General features: G+C 68.9%; 18 protein-coding genes, 1 tRNA gene and 1 pseudogene. 10 read left to right on the plus strand and 10 right to left on the minus strand.

Annotated features, from left to right (window positions below):
• From ACWDUZ_RS16080 to ACWDUZ_RS16110, 7 genes and pseudogenes are all read left to right on the plus strand, one after another.
• Positions 1–159, plus strand: a pseudogene (locus ACWDUZ_RS16080) (6-phosphogluconate dehydrogenase); the annotation flags it as partial.
• Positions 160–238: 79 nt separating this feature from the next.
• Complete coding sequence (recF, locus tag ACWDUZ_RS16085) at positions 239–1,360, plus strand: DNA replication/repair protein RecF (protein ID WP_451632430.1); 1,122 nt, start codon at positions 239–241, stop codon at positions 1,358–1,360.
• A complete protein-coding gene (locus ACWDUZ_RS16090) occupies positions 1,357–1,959 on the plus strand; it encodes a DUF721 domain-containing protein (protein WP_451632431.1) in 603 nt (200 codons plus the stop codon). Before recF ends, ACWDUZ_RS16090 begins: the two co-directional genes overlap by 4 nt.
• A 370-nt stretch (positions 1,960–2,329) precedes the next feature.
• Positions 2,330–4,420, plus strand: a complete 2,091-nt coding sequence (gyrB, locus tag ACWDUZ_RS16095; protein WP_451632432.1) for a DNA topoisomerase (ATP-hydrolyzing) subunit B — start codon at positions 2,330–2,332, stop codon at positions 4,418–4,420.
• 42 nt (positions 4,421–4,462) lie between these two features.
• Positions 4,463–7,057: a DNA gyrase subunit A gene (gene gyrA, locus ACWDUZ_RS16100; protein ID WP_451632433.1), complete on the plus strand. Its 2,595-nt coding sequence runs from the start codon at positions 4,463–4,465 to the stop codon at positions 7,055–7,057.
• 19 nt (positions 7,058–7,076) lie between these two features.
• Complete coding sequence (locus ACWDUZ_RS16105; protein WP_451632434.1) at positions 7,077–7,838, plus strand: DUF3566 domain-containing protein; 762 nt, start codon at positions 7,077–7,079, stop codon at positions 7,836–7,838.
• A 108-nt stretch (positions 7,839–7,946) separates the two neighbouring features.
• Positions 7,947–8,023 (plus strand) — tRNA-Ile (locus ACWDUZ_RS16110).
• A 69-nt stretch (positions 8,024–8,092) separates the two neighbouring features.
• Here ACWDUZ_RS16110 and ACWDUZ_RS16115 read toward each other — a convergent pair.
• From ACWDUZ_RS16115 to ACWDUZ_RS16160, 10 genes are all read right to left on the minus strand, one after another.
• Positions 8,093–9,250, minus strand: a complete 1,158-nt coding sequence (locus ACWDUZ_RS16115) for a tyrosine-type recombinase/integrase (RefSeq protein ID WP_451632435.1) — start codon at positions 9,248–9,250, stop codon at positions 8,093–8,095.
• Positions 9,250–9,438, minus strand: coding sequence for a helix-turn-helix domain-containing protein (locus ACWDUZ_RS16120; RefSeq protein ID WP_451632436.1), 189 nt, complete (start codon positions 9,436–9,438; stop codon positions 9,250–9,252). Before ACWDUZ_RS16120 ends, ACWDUZ_RS16115 begins: the two co-directional genes overlap by 1 nt.
• Positions 9,435–10,826, minus strand: a complete 1,392-nt coding sequence (repSA, locus tag ACWDUZ_RS16125; protein ID WP_451632437.1) for a replication initiator protein RepSA — start codon at positions 10,824–10,826, stop codon at positions 9,435–9,437. The genes ACWDUZ_RS16120 and repSA overlap by 4 nt, the downstream gene beginning before the upstream one ends.
• The gene (locus ACWDUZ_RS16130) at positions 10,823–11,065 is read right to left on the minus strand and encodes a hypothetical protein (protein ID WP_451632438.1); all 243 of its coding nucleotides are present in this window, start codon (positions 11,063–11,065) and stop codon (positions 10,823–10,825) included. Before ACWDUZ_RS16130 ends, repSA begins: the two co-directional genes overlap by 4 nt.
• 4 nt (positions 11,066–11,069) lie before the next feature.
• Positions 11,070–11,249, minus strand: a complete 180-nt coding sequence (locus ACWDUZ_RS16135; RefSeq protein WP_451632439.1) for a hypothetical protein — start codon at positions 11,247–11,249, stop codon at positions 11,070–11,072.
• Positions 11,250–11,345: 96 nt separating this feature from the next.
• The gene (locus ACWDUZ_RS16140) at positions 11,346–11,648 is read right to left on the minus strand and encodes a SpdD protein (RefSeq protein WP_451632440.1); all 303 of its coding nucleotides are present in this window, start codon (positions 11,646–11,648) and stop codon (positions 11,346–11,348) included.
• 17 nt (positions 11,649–11,665) lie between these two features.
• Positions 11,666–11,851 (minus strand): mobile element transfer protein, encoded by a 186-nt coding sequence (locus ACWDUZ_RS16145; protein WP_451632441.1) that lies wholly within the window; start codon positions 11,849–11,851, stop codon positions 11,666–11,668.
• Positions 11,852–11,872: 21 nt separating this feature from the next.
• On the minus strand, positions 11,873–12,550 hold the full coding sequence (locus tag ACWDUZ_RS16150) for a DUF2637 domain-containing protein (RefSeq protein WP_451632442.1): 678 nt from the start codon (positions 12,548–12,550) through the stop codon (positions 11,873–11,875).
• Between the two features lie 12 nt (positions 12,551–12,562).
• Positions 12,563–13,903, minus strand: a complete 1,341-nt coding sequence (locus ACWDUZ_RS16155) for an FtsK/SpoIIIE domain-containing protein (protein WP_451632443.1) — start codon at positions 13,901–13,903, stop codon at positions 12,563–12,565.
• Positions 13,904–13,905: 2 nt separating this feature from the next.
• A complete protein-coding gene (locus ACWDUZ_RS16160; RefSeq protein ID WP_451632444.1) occupies positions 13,906–14,235 on the minus strand; it encodes an SCO3933 family regulatory protein in 330 nt (109 codons plus the stop codon).
• A gap of 157 nt (positions 14,236–14,392) precedes the next feature.
• On the opposite strand from ACWDUZ_RS16160, the gene ACWDUZ_RS16165 reads away from it, so the two are divergent.
• From ACWDUZ_RS16165 to ACWDUZ_RS16175, 3 genes are all read left to right on the plus strand, one after another.
• Positions 14,393–15,166, plus strand: a complete 774-nt coding sequence (locus ACWDUZ_RS16165) for a GntR family transcriptional regulator (RefSeq protein WP_451632445.1) — start codon at positions 14,393–14,395, stop codon at positions 15,164–15,166.
• Complete coding sequence (locus tag ACWDUZ_RS16170) at positions 15,163–15,726, plus strand: GNAT family N-acetyltransferase (RefSeq protein WP_451632446.1); 564 nt, start codon at positions 15,163–15,165, stop codon at positions 15,724–15,726. Before ACWDUZ_RS16165 ends, ACWDUZ_RS16170 begins: the two co-directional genes overlap by 4 nt.
• Before the next feature lie 808 nt (positions 15,727–16,534).
• The gene (locus tag ACWDUZ_RS16175; protein WP_451632447.1) at positions 16,535–16,804 is read left to right on the plus strand and encodes a hypothetical protein; all 270 of its coding nucleotides are present in this window, start codon (positions 16,535–16,537) and stop codon (positions 16,802–16,804) included.
• Positions 16,805–16,868 lie beyond the last annotated feature (64 nt).

Below are 16,868 nucleotides of genomic sequence, written 5' to 3' on the forward strand. Positions count from 1 at the left end.
TGGACCGTGGAGGCCGCCATCGACAACGCCGTGCCGCTGCCCGCGATCACGGCCTCGCTGTTCGCGCGGTTCGCCTCCCGCCAGGAGGACTCGCCGCAGATGAAGATGATCGCCGCGCTGCGCAACCAGTTCGGCGGCCACGCCGTAGAGAAGAAGTAGTCCACAGGGGCTCACGGGCCCCAGGACCGCCCGGCACCGTCCGGGGGTCCGCAACGCTGGGGGAGGCCGGCGAACGACCATGCACGTCACGCATCTGTCGCTGGCCGACTTCCGCTCGTACGCCCGGGCCGAGGTTCCGCTCGACCCGGGCGTCACCGCCTTCGTCGGCCCCAACGGCCAGGGCAAGACCAATCTCGTCGAGGCGATCGGGTACCTGGCCACCCTGGGCAGTCACCGGGTCGCCTCCGATGTCCCGCTGGTGCGTATGGGGGCCGCCCGGGCGGTGATCCGCGCCCAGGTCAGACAGGGTGAGCGGCAGCAGCTGGTCGAGCTGGAGCTGAACCCGGGCAAGGCCAACCGCGCCCGCATCAACAGGTCGTCCCAGGTCAGACCGCGTGACGTGCTGGGCATCGTACGGACCGTGCTGTTCGCGCCGGAGGATCTGGCGCTGGTCAAGGGCGACCCGGGTGAGCGGCGCCGCTTCCTGGACGAGCTGATCACGGCCCGCTCCCCGCGCATGGCGGGCGTGCGTTCGGACTACGAGCGGGTGCTCAAGCAGCGCAACACGCTGCTGAAGTCGGCCGCGCTGGCCCGTCGGCACGGCGGCCGCTCCATGGACCTGTCGACGCTGGACGTGTGGGACCAGCACTTGGCGCGCGCGGGTGCGGAGTTGCTCGCGCAGCGCCTCGATCTGCTCGCCGCGATGCAGCCGCTGGCCGACAAGGCCTACGAGCAGCTGGCACCCGGGGGCGGCCCGGTCGCGCTGGAGTACAAGCCGTCGGCGCCCGGCGAGGCGCACACGCGGGAGGCGCTGTTCGACCAGCTGATGGCCGCGCTCGCGGAGGCCCGCAAGCAGGAGATCGAGCGGGGCGTCACCCTGGTGGGTCCGCACCGGGACGATCTGGTGCTCAAGCTGGGGCAGTTGCCCGCCAAGGGTTACGCCTCCCACGGCGAGTCGTGGTCCTGCGCGCTGGCGCTGCGGCTGGCGTCGTACGACCTGCTGCGCGCCGAGGGCAATGAGCCGGTGCTGATCCTCGACGATGTGTTCGCCGAGCTGGACTCGCGTCGCCGTGAGCGTCTGGCCGAGATGGTCGCGCCCGGTGAGCAGGTTCTGGTGACCGCGGCGGTGGACGACGACGTGCCGGATGTGCTGGCGGGTACGCGGTTCTCCGTGTCGGAAGGGGCGGTGGAGCGGGTATGAGCGGTGGGCGTACGAGCGGCGAGCACGACCCGGCGCGCCGGGATGCGCCCCCGGAGGACTCGCCCCGGAAGGCGTCCGCGGCGGACGCCCGGAAGACGGCGGAGACGTCCGGTGTCGACCTGGCGCGGGTGGCGCTGCGTGCGGCGAAGGAGGCGGCACGCGCGCGGGGCGATGTGGCGCAGCAGAAGCGGCAGGGGCGGCGCGGCGGGCTGCGTTCGGGCGCGCGTGCCGACGGCCGCGATCCGATGGCGCTGGGCGCGGCGATCAACCGGCTGATCACCGAGCGTGGCTGGGAGACTCCGGCCGCCGTGGGCGGTGTGATGGGGCGCTGGCCGCAGATCGTCGGTGCGGACGTGGCCAAGCACTGTGAGCCGGAGGGCTACGACGAGGACGAGCGGGTGCTGAGCGTGCGCTGCGACTCGACGGCGTGGGCGACCAATCTGCGTCTGCTGGCCCCGACGCTGGTCGCCCGTCTCAACGAGGACCTGGGCCATGGCGCGGTCCGGCTGATCAAGGTGCACGGCCCCGGCGGGGGCGCCCGTCGGTACGGTCCGCTGCGCGCGCCCGGCAGTCTGGGGCCCCGCGACACCTTCGGGTGACGGACTTCACAAAAATGCTTCGTGGAGGCCGGTCGGGGGGCGTCCGGCCGTGGTCCGGCGCGCAACCGCACGCTCTTGCGAACGGCTACCTGACCCTGGAGTAGCGAAGGGTTGACGGCTGGAAGCGCTGAGTGCCGCTGTGAGCCTCTCGGAGACCCCTTCCGTATATCGGGACCCGGCCAAGACCGGTTCAGGGCGCCACATGCGGACTCAGGTACCGGCAAACCCCCATCACTGTCGGCGCTACCGGTAGACTGGGAGCCAATCCCGCCCCGAACGTGGGGACCGTCCGGGAAAAGCTGAGCAACGCTGATCAAGGCTTACCAACGCAACATGCCGCAGCCGCTCCGGCACCCCTGGAGCCCGGCTCGTGCTGTGCCAGAAAGGGCGCTTCGTGGCCGATTCCGGCAACCCCAACGAGAACATCCCGTCCACCGACGCCGGCGCTGTCCCGGCCGCCTCTTCGACCTCATCGAACGGTGAGGTGACGGCCTCGTACGACGCCAGCGCCATCACCGTCCTCGAGGGCCTGGACGCGGTCCGCAAGCGACCCGGCATGTACATCGGTTCGACCGGTGAGCGCGGCCTGCACCACCTCGTGTACGAGGTGGTCGACAACTCCGTCGACGAGGCGCTGGCCGGGCACGCGGACACCATCGATGTGACGATCCTGGCCGACGGCGGTGTCCGCGTCGTCGACAACGGCCGTGGCATCCCGGTGGGCATCGTGCCCTCCGAGGGCAAGCCGGCCGTCGAGGTCGTGCTGACCGTGCTGCACGCGGGCGGCAAGTTCGGCGGCGGTGGCTACGCGGTCTCCGGTGGTCTGCACGGTGTCGGTGTCTCCGTGGTGAACGCTCTGTCGAGCAGGGTCTCCGTGGAGATCAGGACCGACGGGCACCGCTGGACGCAGGACTACAAGCTGGGTGTTCCGACCGCTCCGCTCGCCCAGCACGAGGCGACGGACGAGACCGGCACCTCGGTGACGTTCTGGGCCGACCCGGACATCTTCGAGACCACCGAGTACTCCTTCGAGACGCTTTCGCGGCGCTTCCAGGAGATGGCGTTCCTGAACAAGGGTCTGACGATCAGGCTCACCGACGAGCGTGAGTCGGCGAAGGCCACCTCCGGTGCGGACGAGGCGGGTGCGGACCAGAAGGCCGAGGTCAAGACGGTCACGTACCACTACGAGGGCGGCATCGTCGACTTCGTGAAGTACCTCAACTCCCGCAAGGGAGACGTGGTGCACCCCAGCGTCATCGACCTCGAGGCCGAGGACAGGGACAAGAGCCTGTCCCTCGAGGTCGCGATGCAGTGGAACAACGGTTACAGCGAGGGCGTGTACTCCTTCGCCAACATCATCCACACGCACGAGGGCGGTACGCACGAGGAGGGTTTCCGCGCCGCGCTGACCTCGCTGATCAACAAGTACGCGCGCGACAAGAAGCTGCTGCGGGAGAAGGACGACAACCTCACGGGTGACGACATCCGCGAGGGTCTGACGGCGATCATCTCGGTGAAGCTGAGCGAGCCGCAGTTCGAGGGCCAGACCAAGACGAAGCTGGGCAACACGGAGGCGAAGACCTTCGTGCAGAAGGCGGTCTACGAGCACCTCACCGACTGGCTGGACCGCAATCCGAACGAGGCGGCGGACATCGTCCGCAAGGCCATCCAGGCGGCCACCGCGCGTGTGGCGGCCCGCAAGGCCCGTGACCTGACCCGCCGTAAGGGTCTGCTGGAGTCGGCGTCCCTGCCGGGCAAGCTCTCCGACTGCCAGTCGAACGACCCGACCAAGTGCGAGATCTTCATCGTCGAGGGTGACTCCGCCGGCGGCTCGGCCAAGTCCGGCCGGAACCCGGAGTACCAGGCGATCCTCCCGATCCGCGGCAAGATCCTGAACGTCGAGAAGGCGCGCATCGACAAGATCCTGCAGAACCAGGAGATCCAGGCACTGATCTCCGCGTTCGGCACGGGTGTGCACGAGGACTTCGACATCGAGAAGCTCCGCTATCACAAGATCATCCTGATGGCGGACGCCGACGTCGACGGCCAGCACATCAACACCCTGCTGCTGACCTTCCTGTTCCGCTTCATGCGGCCGCTGGTCGAGGCGGGTCACGTCTTCCTGTCCCGCCCCCCGCTCTACAAGATCAAGTGGGGCAAGGACGACATCGACTACGCCTACTCCGACCGCGAGCGCGACGCCCTGATCGAGATGGGCCGGCAGCGCGGCAAGCGGGTGCGCGAGGACTCCATCCAGCGCTTCAAGGGCCTCGGCGAGATGAACGCCGAGGAGTTGCGCGTGACGACGATGGACCAGGAGCACCGGGTCCTCGGCCAGGTCACCCTCGACGACGCCGCCCAGGCCGACGACCTGTTCTCGGTCCTGATGGGCGAGGACGTCGAGGCCCGCCGCCAGTTCATCCAGCGCAACGCCAAGGACGTCCGCTTCCTCGACATCTGAGTCGGTCTCAGCTGACCGCACCAGGAAGGAACCTCACCAGCAATGGCCGACGAGAACACCCCTGTCACGCCTGAAGAAGGCGGCGAGACCGGCCTGCGTGTCGAGCCCGTCGGGCTCGAGACGGAGATGCAGCGCTCGTACCTCGACTACGCGATGTCCGTCATCGTCTCGCGCGCGCTGCCGGACGTCCGGGACGGCCTCAAGCCCGTCCACCGCCGTGTGCTGTACGCGATGTACGACGGCGGCTACCGCCCCGAGCGCGGCTTCTACAAGTGCGCCCGCGTCGTCGGCGACGTCATGGGCAACTACCACCCGCACGGCGACTCCTCGATCTACGACGCGCTGGTCCGTCTCGCGCAGCCGTGGTCGATGCGGATGCCGCTGGTGGACTCCAACGGCAACTTCGGCTCGCCGGGCAACGACCCGGCGGCGGCCATGCGCTACACCGAGTGCAAGATGGCGCCGCTGTCGATGGAGATGGTCCGCGACATCGACGAGGAGACCGTCGACTTCACGGACAACTACGACGGCCGCTCCCAGGAGCCGACCGTCCTGCCCTCCCGTTTCCCGAACCTGCTGATCAACGGCTCGGCCGGCATCGCGGTCGGCATGGCGACCAACATCCCCCCGCACAATCTGCGGGAGGTCGCGGCGGGCGCCCAGTGGTGCCTGGAGAACCCGGACGCCTCGCACGAGGAACTGCTGGACGCGCTGATCGAGCGGATCAAGGGCCCGGACTTCCCGACCGGCGCCCTGGTGGTGGGCCGCAAGGGCATCGAGGAGGCGTACCGCACGGGCCGTGGCTCCATCACGATGCGCGCGGTGGTCGAGGTCGAGGAGATCCAGAACCGTCAGTGCCTGGTGGTCACCGAGCTGCCGTACCAGGTCAACCCGGACAACCTGGCGCAGAAGATCGCCGACCTGGTGAAGGACGGCAAGGTCGGCGGCATCGCGGACGTCCGTGACGAGACGAGCTCCCGCACGGGCCAGCGTCTGGTGATCGTGCTGAAGCGGGACGCGGTCGCCAAGGTCGTGCTGAACAACCTGTACAAGCACACGGACCTGCAGACGAACTTCGGTGCCAACATGCTGGCGCTGGTGGACGGTGTGCCGCGCACGCTGTCGCTGGACGCGTTCATCCGGCACTGGGTGACGCACCAGATCGAGGTCGTCGTCCGCCGTACGCGCTTCCGGCTGCGCAAGGCGGAGGAGCGGGCGCACATCCTGCGCGGTCTGCTCAAGGCCCTGGACGCGATCGACGAGGTCATCGCGCTGATCCGGCGCAGCGAGACCGTCGAGGTCGCACGTGGCGGCCTGATGGGCCTGCTGGAGATCGACGAGATCCAGGCCAACGCCATTCTCGAGATGCAGCTGCGGCGGCTGGCCGCCCTGGAGCGGCAGAAGATCGTCCAGGAGCACGACGAGCTCCAGTCGAAGATCAACGAGTACAACGAGATCCTGGCCTCCCCGGTCCGCCAGCGCGGGATCGTCAGCTCCGAGCTGGCCGCGATCGTCGAGAAGTACGGCGACGACCGCCAGACCAAGCTGATCCCGTACGAGGGCGACATGTCCATCGAGGATCTGATCGCCGAGGAGGACATCGTCGTCACGGTCACCCGCGGCGGCTACATCAAGCGGACCAAGACCGACGACTACCGCGCCCAGAAGCGCGGCGGCAAGGGCGTGCGCGGGACGAAGCTGAAGGAGGACGACATCGTCGACCACTTCTTCGTCTCCACCACGCACCACTGGCTGCTGTTCTTCACGAACAAGGGCCGGGTGTACCGGGCGAAGGCCTACGAGCTGCCCGACGCCGGCCGGGACGCGCGCGGCCAGCACGTGGCGAACCTGCTGGCCTTCCAGCCGGACGAGGCGATCGCCGAGATCCTCGCGATCCGCGACTACGAGGCGGCTCCGTACCTGGTGCTGGCCACCAAGGGCGGCCTGGTCAAGAAGACGCCTCTGAAGGATTACGATTCTCCGCGTTCCGGTGGTGTCATCGCGATCAACCTGCGTGAGCGGGAGGACGGAACCGATGACGAACTGATCGGTGCCGAACTCGTCTCGGCCGAGGACGACCTGCTGCTGATCAGCAAGAAGGCGCAATCGATCAGGTTCACCGCATCGGACGACACTCTGCGTCCCATGGGCCGCGCCACCTCGGGTGTGAAGGGCATGAGCTTCCGCGAGGGCGACGAGCTGCTCTCGATGAATGTTGTTCGACCCGGTACGTTCGTGTTCACTGCCACGGACGGCGGGTACGCGAAGCGGACCGCCGTCGACGAGTACCGCGTCCAGGGTCGCGGCGGCCTCGGCATCAAGGCCGCCAAGATCGTGGAGGACCGTGGTTCGCTGGTCGGCGCGCTGGTGGTCGAGGAGACCGACGAGATCCTCGCCATCACGCTCTCGGGCGGTGTGATTCGTACGCGGGTCAATGAGGTCAGGGAGACGGGCCGTGACACCATGGGCGTCCAGCTGATCAACCTGGGCAAGCGCGATGCCGTGGTCGGTATCGCACGCAACGCCGAGGCGGGACGCGAGGCGGAGGAGGTCGACGGCGACGTGGCCGTGGACGAGACCGCCGAGGGTGCCGCGAGCATCGGCACGGACGAGGGTGAGGCGCCCTCGGCCGAGTAGGCACGAGGAGTGAGTCATCGTGAGCGGAGCCACGGGCGCCGGATCGGCCGGTACCTCCACTGGTACGGAGACGGGCGGCGGCGGCCGTGGCTCCGCCGCGCGTGCGACGGATTCGCACACGACCAACCTGCAAGCGATCAAGCCGCCCGCGGCCGACGCGCACGCACCCCATACTCACGGATCCCAGGGGGGAACGGTGACGGACACCCGAGGCCCGCAGAGCCCGCAGGCGCAGGCCGGCCTGCCAAGCCACGGCGCGGCCTCCCCGCTGCCGGGCGAGCGGCAGCCGCAGCAGCAGGCGGGGCCGTACCACCCGCCGCAGGCCTACCCGCCGGCCGCGGGCGCCGCGCCCGGCGCGGCCGGGTCCGCCTCGGTGCGCCGCCCGCGCACGGGCGCCCGGACGATGCCGCGCACCCGCAAGGCCCGGCTGCGCGTGGCCAAGGCCGACCCGTGGTCGGTGATGAAGGTCAGCTTCCTGCTCTCCATCGCGCTGGGCATCTGCACGATCGTGGCGGCCGCGGTGCTGTGGATGGTCATGAACGCCATGGGCGTCTTCTCGACGGTCGGCGGGACCATCTCGGAGGCGACCGGCTCGAACGACTCGAACGGCTTCGACCTGCAGTCCTTCCTGTCGCTGCCGCACGTCCTGATGTTCACGTCGATCATCGCGGTCATCGACGTCGTCCTGGCGACCGCCCTGGCGACCCTCGGGGCGTTCATCTACAACCTCTCCGCGGGCTTCGTCGGCGGCATCGAGCTGACGCTGGCCGAGGACGAGTGACAGCGCTCCGCGTGTCCGCGACGGTCCCCCGACAACCGATTTTGGGACTGCCCGCCTCGTGCGCTAATCTTCAGGAGTCAGCGCGCGGGATACACCGCAGAGCGCGGCGGGGCTATAGCTCAGTTGGTTAGAGCGCATCCCTGATAAGGATGAGGCCACAGGTTCAAATCCTGTTAGCCCCACCAGCGAGAAGACCCCCGGTCCGAATGGGCCGGGGGTCTTTTGACACCCACGATTGACACCAACAGCGCCGATCAGCCGATGAGTGGGTCCTCCAGGAGCTCGGCGAGCATCGCGACGGCTTCCCGCTCACTGTCGCCGACCACGTGCGTGTAGACGTCCATGGTCATGCTGATCTGGCTGTGCCGGAGGATCGCCTGTGCCACCTTGGGGTGCACCTTCAGGAAGGCGAGCAGCGTGCCGCAGGTGTGCCGGGCGAGCCGGACCGTGATGCGGCGGACGCCAGCGCGCTTGACGAGACGATCGAAGGTGCGGGAGAAGCCCATCGGGTCGATCATCCCGCCATGCCCCGAGGAGAAGATCAGGTCATGGTCCGGCTCCTGCGACCAGTGCTCACCAGCAATCTTCCGTTCCAGCTCTTGCAGCTCCCGCCGTTCTTCCAGCGCGCGGGCGCAGAACTCCGGCAGAGGGAGCACGGCCTGTGAGGACTCGGTCTTGAGGTCCTTGAGGACCAGGCCGGCGCCCTTGACCCGCTGCACCTGCTTGACCGGGGTGAACTGGCCCGCCTCGAAGTCGATGTCCTGCCAGCGCAGGCCCAGGACCTCACTCCGGCGGAGCCCCAGCACAAGGACAAGCACGCAGGCCGCGTAGAGGCGGTGGGCGCGGGCTAAGCGAAGGAACGTAATGGCCTCCGGCGCGCTCCACGCCTTGCCCTTGTCTTTAGCGACCTTGGGCATGTCGACCAGGAGCGCGACGTTGCGGGTCAGCAGCTCCTCACGGATGGCCCGGTTGAGCGCGTTCCGGAGGACGCGGAGCACCTCGAAGCGAGTCGCCGCGCCGACCTTCTCACGCTTCAACGCCGCCATGAACGTGCGGAGCTGGGCAGGCGTGAGCTTCACCAAGGGCTTCTTGCCCAGGTGCGGCAGCAGGTACAGCCGGACCTTGGACTCGTACTTGACGTAGGTGTTGTGCTCGCGCTCCGGCTCCACGATGTGCTCAAGCCAGTAGGTCAGCCACTCGCCGACCGTCCAGGAGCGGGACGGCACCGGGACGCCGTTGCGCTCCTGGTCCTGGAGCTTGCCGAGCTTTTCGTTGGCTTCGTCCCACGTGGCGCCGTAGACGGTCTTGCGGACGCGGTTGCCGTCAGTGTCCGTGACATACGCGCGTCCCATGTAGCGGCCGTCCACACGCTTGGAGATCGTGCCGCCGCCGTTGGGCCGCCTCTTCGCCATCAGGCACCCCTTTCGATCTGCCGGCGGATGAAGTCCCCGACCGAGTCCGCGGGGATACGGCGGCATCCGTCGACCTTGATCGAAGCCAGACGGTGGGTACGGATGAGGTCGTAGACCTTGGTCCGGCCGACCTTGAGCCGCGCCATGACTTCCGGCACGGTCAGGAGTTCGGCGGTGGCGGTGGTCATGCGGCGGCTCCTTCCAGGGCGAGTTGAGCGGGCAGCTCTTCGCGGGCGGTTTGGCGGTTCAGTTCGATGTCCCGGCGGACAGTGGCGGCGAGCCAGGATTCGCCGGGGGTGTGGCCGTGGCCGGCGTAGACCCAGTGGGCGAGGGTGAGCGTGGTTGCTTCCTCGTCGTCCGGGTCGGGCAGGCCGAGCGCTTCGCGTTGCTGGGCGGCGCGGTAGTCGGCGCGGACCTGGCGCAGCGCGCCGAGGGTGGTGGAGTAGCGGCGGGACTTGGTGGAGAAGTGGCCGCGGAAGCCGAGCATGTGAGCCCAGTCCCGTAACTTGCGGTCCGGGTAGAGCGCGTGCAGGTCGAGGCACGCGGCGATGAGCCGGGCCGGGTGGTCGGGCACGCCGAGCAGGGCCAGGGCTTCCTTGTTGCCGATGCGGCGGTCCACGGTGCCGGTGGTCTCGGCGGCTTTGGTGGCGTACTTGGCCACGTAGGAGGCCACGGCCTGTTCAGTGATCTCCTGGCCGCCGCCGAAGGCGCGGATCGGCCGTACGTCGAGCTGGGTGCCCCAGCGCAGGGTGCGGGCCGGTTGGTCACCGGCCGGGGGCACGTCGACGGCGACGCGGGCAGCGGCGGCATGGATAGCGTCGGTGAGCAGGTCGAGGGTGGCCCAAGCCGGCGGCGGGGTGTCGGGTCCTTCGGGTCCATCGAAGCGGATCACGGCGTGGAAATGGACGGCCCCGCGCTTTTGGTACTCGGCGACCTTGCCGAAGGAGACCCGCGACTGTTCGCGGGCGGCCTTCTGAGTGAGCCCGGCCCGCCTGGCGATCTCTCGGCGCAGGTAGATCGTGAAGTAGCGCCACAGCTCGGAGGCGTGGTTGTTCCACAGCACCGCCCCGGCGTAGTCGTACGTCTCGGGGTCGAGTGGGGCGCCCAGCTCGGGGGCGTCTTCGGGGTGGTGGGTGCCGCAGCGGCAGGGCCGGTTGCCGGGCCGGTTGTGGACCGGGCCGAACGACGGCGCGGTGAGCGTGGCGAAGACCCGCGGGTGATCCCGGATGGTGTCCGGGGTGCCCTTGGCCGGGTCGCCGACGAGGCCGGCGCGGATGAGGTGGTAGGTGTCCCCGGCGTAGGTCCAGGCGCAGGCAGGGCAGCGGGAGGCCCGCCGGTTGCCGCACGCCACCCGCAGCACGCCGCCCGGCTCGGTGTCGGTCGAGTACGAGTGCAGGACGTGCCCTGTCGCGGCGTCGCGGGTGACGGTGGAGCCCTGTAGGCGGATCGGGTCGGAGCAGCCTCCGGTGCGGCGGATCTGTTCTTGGATGCGGTCGAAGCCGTCCGACCCGGCCAGCCTCAGCACGTCGGCGAGGGTGGCCGGGTCCAGGCCCGCCATGGTGGCGGTGTCGGTCACGCGTCACCGTCCGCGGCAAGGTCGGTGATCTGGTCGAGGGCCGAGGCGGCTTCCTCAGCGGCACGGGCGAGGGCGCGCAGGGCATCGGCGGTGCCCGGCCGGGCGATGAGCGCGATGTCGACCAGTTCGCCGCCGATGCGGAGGCTGACGAAGCACTCGCCGTCGTGCGTCGCGTCGAACACGTTCACGCGGGTGGTGGTGTCCGGCTCCAGGTGTGCGGAGGTGGTGAGGGTCCTCATGTCGTCACCTCCCGGCGCGGACGAGGGCGGCGGGGAGGGTGTGGCCGGTGCCCTTGCAGGTGGGGCAGTCGACGCGGAGGGTGGCGCGGGTGCCGTCCGGGTGGCGGGTGCCGGTGGTGATGGCGACGGTGGCGAAGCCGTCGCAGTCGCGGCAGACGCGCGGGCTCGGGGCGTGCTGGGGCATGATGAGGTCTCCCTTTCGGGTCCGTTGGATCTGGAATGGGGTCCAGGCGCCCCGGAGTGGCGGAAGTTTGGCGACCGAGGCCGCTCCGGGGGCCGTTCAGTGCTTGTGCAGGTCCTTGATGAGCAGCCGCAGGACGACCGCGACGACGGCGACCGAGACGCCGGTGATGGCGACGGCCAGGAGCAGGGAGACCAGGACCGCGCCGACGACGAGGACGACGGCGCCGCCGCCGGCCGCGAGGGCGAGCGCGCTGCCCGGCGTGAGCTGAACCATCGGCCGGTTCGCCGCGGGGACGGCCGGGACCGGGGCCGACGCGGGGGCCGGGGCTTGGTCGACCGAGGGCGCGGGCGCCGACGTGGTGCGGGCGGTGTCCGGGGGCGGGTACTTCGGGGTGAACACGGGATCGTCTCCTGTCGTCAGGCGGTGCAGCGGTGGGTGCGGGCGGCCAGTTCGGCGGCCGAGCGGTCGCGGTGGTCGGTGGAGAAGCCGCAGCCGGGGGCGGTGCAGGCGGCGGTGTGCCGGGTCTGGCCACGGCCGTTGTTGTAGGTGCCGACCTTGACCGGCCCGATGCGGATCACGTTGAAGAAGCGGTTCGGGCGCACGGGGTGAACCTCCCTTCCAGATCAGGCGAGTTGGAGTTGCGCGGCGATCGCTTGGCAGGTCGGGGCGGGCAGGCCGAGCCGGGCGGTCAGCGCTTCGGCAGTGATCGGCTCACCCGTCGAGTTGCGGTGGGCGTCGGCGATCGAGCGGGCGTGGTCGAGCAGGGCCGGCGGAACCGGCGGAACGGCCGGGCTGCTGGCGGGTGGCTTGGCCGGTGCCGGGGTCAGTTCCGGCGCCGCAGCCGGGACCGGAGCCGGGGCAGGCTCGGGTGTGTCGGTGCGGTGCATCTCGACTTCCGGCGCCGCCGGTCCGTCCGGCTCCGGTGCCGAGGCGACCTGGGCAGGAGCCGGGGCGTGGACGAGGAGAGTTCCGCCGAGGAAGGCCAGGGCGGGCCAGCCCGCGACGAGGATGCGCAGCCAGGCGGGCACGTGGTGCAGGTCGAGCAGGCCCGCGGTGGCGACGTTGGCACCGAGTGAAGCCGCGAGGGCGATGGCGAACCAGGTCCAGGAAGACCGGTCCCGGCCGGTGCGCAGCCGACGCCAGGCGGCGACCAACAGCAGGTCGACCGAGACCGGGTAGGCCCACGCCTTCCATCCGGACTGCCCGGCCGCCGCCGCCAGATCGTGCAGGTGCGCGAACGACAGGGCACCAGCGATCACGGCTTGGATCAGGACGGCATCAGGGTGGATCGAGCGACTCACAGCGATCACTCCCTACTCCGTGACCGGCACCGGCTTGACCAGCGACGGACCCGACTCCGGGGCGTCGGTGGGCACGTGCGGCCGGTAAGGATCAAGTACGGGCAGGTCCGGGACCAGGTGGGCGAACTCCCGGCACACAGCCACGACCTCATCGCGGGAGGTGTGCGGGGTGCGGATCTTCGCCCAGCCTCCGGAGGAGTCCGCCGCGACCGCGGTGCCGGGACGCTCCGCCGGGATCAAGGAGGCCGCCACGACCGCATCCGGAGCCACGTCCGTGAGACCCATTTCCGCGGTCTGCTTGTCGTTGACCCGGTGCACCACACGGCCGGTGAGCTGCGCGCGGAGCATGGTCGCGCCCTTGCCCAGCTCGGAGCCGAACCGCTGCCCGCAGATCTCCAGATGGATGCCGACCGCGCGGGCCATCTGCGCCAGCCGAATCAAGGCCGTGACGATCCGCTCCCGCCGCTCCTCATCCTTCCGGGAGGAGATCAGGAACAGTTCCGCCACCTCGTCCACCAGGACGACGACCGGCACCGGCCGTAACTTCTCGGGCAGCTCCCACACGTCCGAGACCCCATGCAGGCTCAGCAGGTCGAACCGGTCTTCCATCTCGGAGACCAGCACATCCAGCAGGGAGGCCGCGTCGTCCGGGGTGGTGGCCAGGGCCGACAGCCGAGGCGCGTACGCCGACTGCTCGACACCGCGCTTGCAGTCGATCCCGACCAGCGCCACGGGCAGCCGCGCCAGGCCCTTGATCAGGTTGCGCTGATAGACGGACTTGCCCGAGTTGTTCGCCCCGAGCGTCAGCGCCATGGGGACCTTGCGGTAGTCGCGGACGAACGCGGTCCCGTCCTCCCGCAGCGCCACCGGCACGGCCAGGCCCTGCAGCCGTACCCGGCGGGGCATCCGGACCCGGCGGAGCACGTCATAGCCGGTCATGCGCAGCTCGACGTACCCCGGCTTGGTCTCGGCGACGGTCACCGAGTGCACACCCCAGGCGTGCCGCAGCCGCTCCGAGGCGGCCACCAGGTCGGCAGGCTCCAGGCCGGCGGGAAGCCGCAGCGTCACCCGCAGCCCCGTCGACGTGCCCCGAACCCGGCGCACCTTCGGAGGGACCGGCAGCACCTCACGCCGGGTCACGTTCCGCGTGATGAACGCCCGCAGACGCGACGGCTGCACCGTCAGCCCGCACACGTCCATCGTCGAGCGGTAGGAGAGGGTGAACCGGCCCCAGGTGACCGGCAGTCCGACCAGAGACCAGTACACGCGCGGCGCGCGAACCTTCGCGTAGCCGAGACCACCGGCCCCTGCAAGGGCTCCCGCGGCTTCCAGCACCATGGACAGATCGGTCATGGTCAGGCCGCCGGGGTGATCGCGACCGCGCGGAACGAGATGCCGTGCCGCTTCTGCCCGTTGAACTCGTTCTCCCAGTCCCGCGCCTTGAGACCGACGACCTTGACCGGCATCCCCGGCGCCAGACCCTCCTGGTAGCCCGTCTCCGGGATGGTGACCTGGTAGAGGTTGCCCTCCCCCTCATCCGAGACCAGCAGGCCCACCGTCGACAGCGGCGCCCCGGTCTCCCGGTCCATCGCACGCTCACCCGTCTTGGCGTTCGCCAGCTTCGGCGTCGGGGCGGTCGCCACGAACACCACAGCGGTCGAAAGGTCGATCTTGAACGACGGCATTGCTTCTCCCAAACAGGTTGGAGTTAGGCCCCTTGGACCTCTTGCTCAACTTGTAGGAACAAGCTGATGCCTAGAGATTGCAGCACCCCGAGTGAGACGTCAAGCACTTTGCGCGTACCTGTACCTACAAGTTGAGCGAGTGCGTCATGATGGACACATGAGCAAGCAGCCCAAGTACCGACAGGTGGCCGACGCGTTGCGTCGCGAGATCGACAACGGCACCTACGGGCCAGGTTCCCGACTCCCCTCGGAGGCCGAGTTGGCGACCCGCTTCGACGCGTCGCGAAACACCGTCCGATCAGGGTTGAGCTTGCTCGTCAGCCAGGGGCTCATCACGTCGAGCCAGGGCCTGGGGTACGAGGTACGCAAGCACGAAGTCTTCGAGCTGAACGCCTCCCGCTTCGAGAACCTGGACTTGCCGCAAAACGGCGACGCCTACTCGACCGATGTCACGAACGCAGGCCGGCGCCCGCACCAGACCTTCCGGGTCGAGCTGACGACCACGCCCGAGTACATCGCCCAGCGGTTGAAGGTGGAGCCGGGATCGCGTTCCGTACTGCGGTTCTGTCATCGTTTCGTCGATGACGTGCCGTGGTCGACGCAGGCGACGCACTACCCGGATTGGCTGATCCGGGAGGCACCGCGCATCGCCGAGCCCGGCGACATAGACGAGGGGACCACGCGCTACCTGGCCAGCCTCGGCATCGAGCAAGTCGGATACGCCGATGAGATCGCCACTCGCATGCCGACCCCTGAAGAGGCGCGCCTCTTGGAGATCGGCCCTGGGGTGCCCGTCCTGCTCTGGACACGCACGGGCTACACCGTGCAACGCCCTGTCCGCTGCACGATCACGACCTTCCGAGGCGACCTGAACCGCATGAACTACGAGATCGGCGACCTGTCCGCCCGGAATGAGACCGAAGCCAAGTGAGAATCACCAGCGCCACCCCGGCCGACCTCGAACAATTGTTGGCCTTTCGCGCCGAGGCTGCGTCCTGGATCAGCAAGCTGGGCAGTGATCAGTGGAGTCGGCCCTACCCGGCAGATCGTCTCTTGGCCACCATCGAAAGCGGAACCGTGTTCATGCTGAGGGATGGGGGGCGGACTGCCGGCACGATCACACTCACCTCGGAGGCAGAGGAGGGGTTGTGGTCGGATGAAGAACTTGCCGAGCCCTCGATGTTCATCAACAAGTTGACTGTCTCTCGCGACTACGCGGGGCAGGACCTCGGCGGCAGACTCTTGGACTGGGCCGGCGACCGGGCATACCGAGCAGCGGCGCAGTGGCTACGGCTCGACGCGTGGACCACGAACGAGCGGCTTCAGCGGTACTACCTTGACCAGGGCTTCCAGCATGTGAGGACCGTCCTCGAAGGCACTGCCGTCAACGGTGGCCCGCGCGTCTCAGGATGGCTTGCCCAACGCCGCACACGGCTTGCCGATCACGGATTCGCCGACGAGACGCCCAGCCCCGAGCCCATGCATGCCTGAGCTGTTACAGGTTTCTCTACCTCATCAAGCCCCGGCTGCGCTCCGCTCCGCCGGGCGCGCTTCCCGGCTCCGCTCCGGGCGCCGCTCCTGCCTTCGGCCCGCTCCGCCCGCGCTGCGCCGACGCGCGCCCACGTTTGGATAGGGCCGGAAGCCATGAGTCGATCACGGCATAGCGCCGCCACGGTCAGAACAGAGCCTCCGGCGGGGGATCGGCCGGCACCGGGATGGAGGGGGCGCCGTTGCCGACTGCGGGTCCGTATTGGCGTGCGCGGGGGCTTCCATCCCGTCCACCATCGACCCAGGCAGAGCCGAGCAGACGCGGCCCAGGGCGTCCAGGTCGTTCGTACAGTGGCGCGCTCCACCTGGACGCCCTGAACCACGCCCGCTCCACATGCGTGTGGGTCGACGGCGGACGGGATGGAAGCTGGGGAGAGTGGTGGGTTGGTGCCGTCGAGGAAGCGATCGGCTATGTCTTATATGAGCTTGGTCACTGACGAATCTGTAATAAAGCGGGGCAATGCGACTTGACACGAGTCGTGTCACCTCGCGTTTCAGTGTATGTCTGTCAGTGGTGTGTGGTATGGGAATGCGTCCTTGCAGGTCAGTGGGCTGAGGAGTGTCGACCCAAGTTGGCCTGAGTTAGCCCTAGTTCATCGCGTCCACGGTGCCGTGTACAAGACGGAGACTTCGAGGCGACGGGCACCTACTGTCACGTGCGTGTCATACCGTTGGAGTACCAACACCGAAGGGCGCGCCCGCCTTTGGGAAGAGGATCCGGGCGCGCCCTTCTGACAACCAAGGAGGACGTATGCCCATCCCGGGCCTTGGTGGACTGTCGGTGCTCGACACCCACCTGCTTGAAACTGTCGCACGTGGGACTGACAGCCGCAAGAAAATCATGATCCCCTTCGCCGTAGTCATGGCGTGCGTGATCAACGGTGACACGATGACTGCTGTTCTTCGCCAGGCAACGTGGCTGATCGTCGCAGTGATCGTTCTCATTGTCGTGCAGGTGATCGCAAGGCGTCTTCCACAGCCGCGTGTCAAGCCCGTCGGTGTGCCTGACACCAGCATCTGACACCAACCTCGGCGAACGCCAACGGACGAGAGCGGCCCCCAGCGGTCGATAGACCGTCGCCAGG

Source organism: Streptomyces sp. NPDC003393, assembly GCF_053589015.1.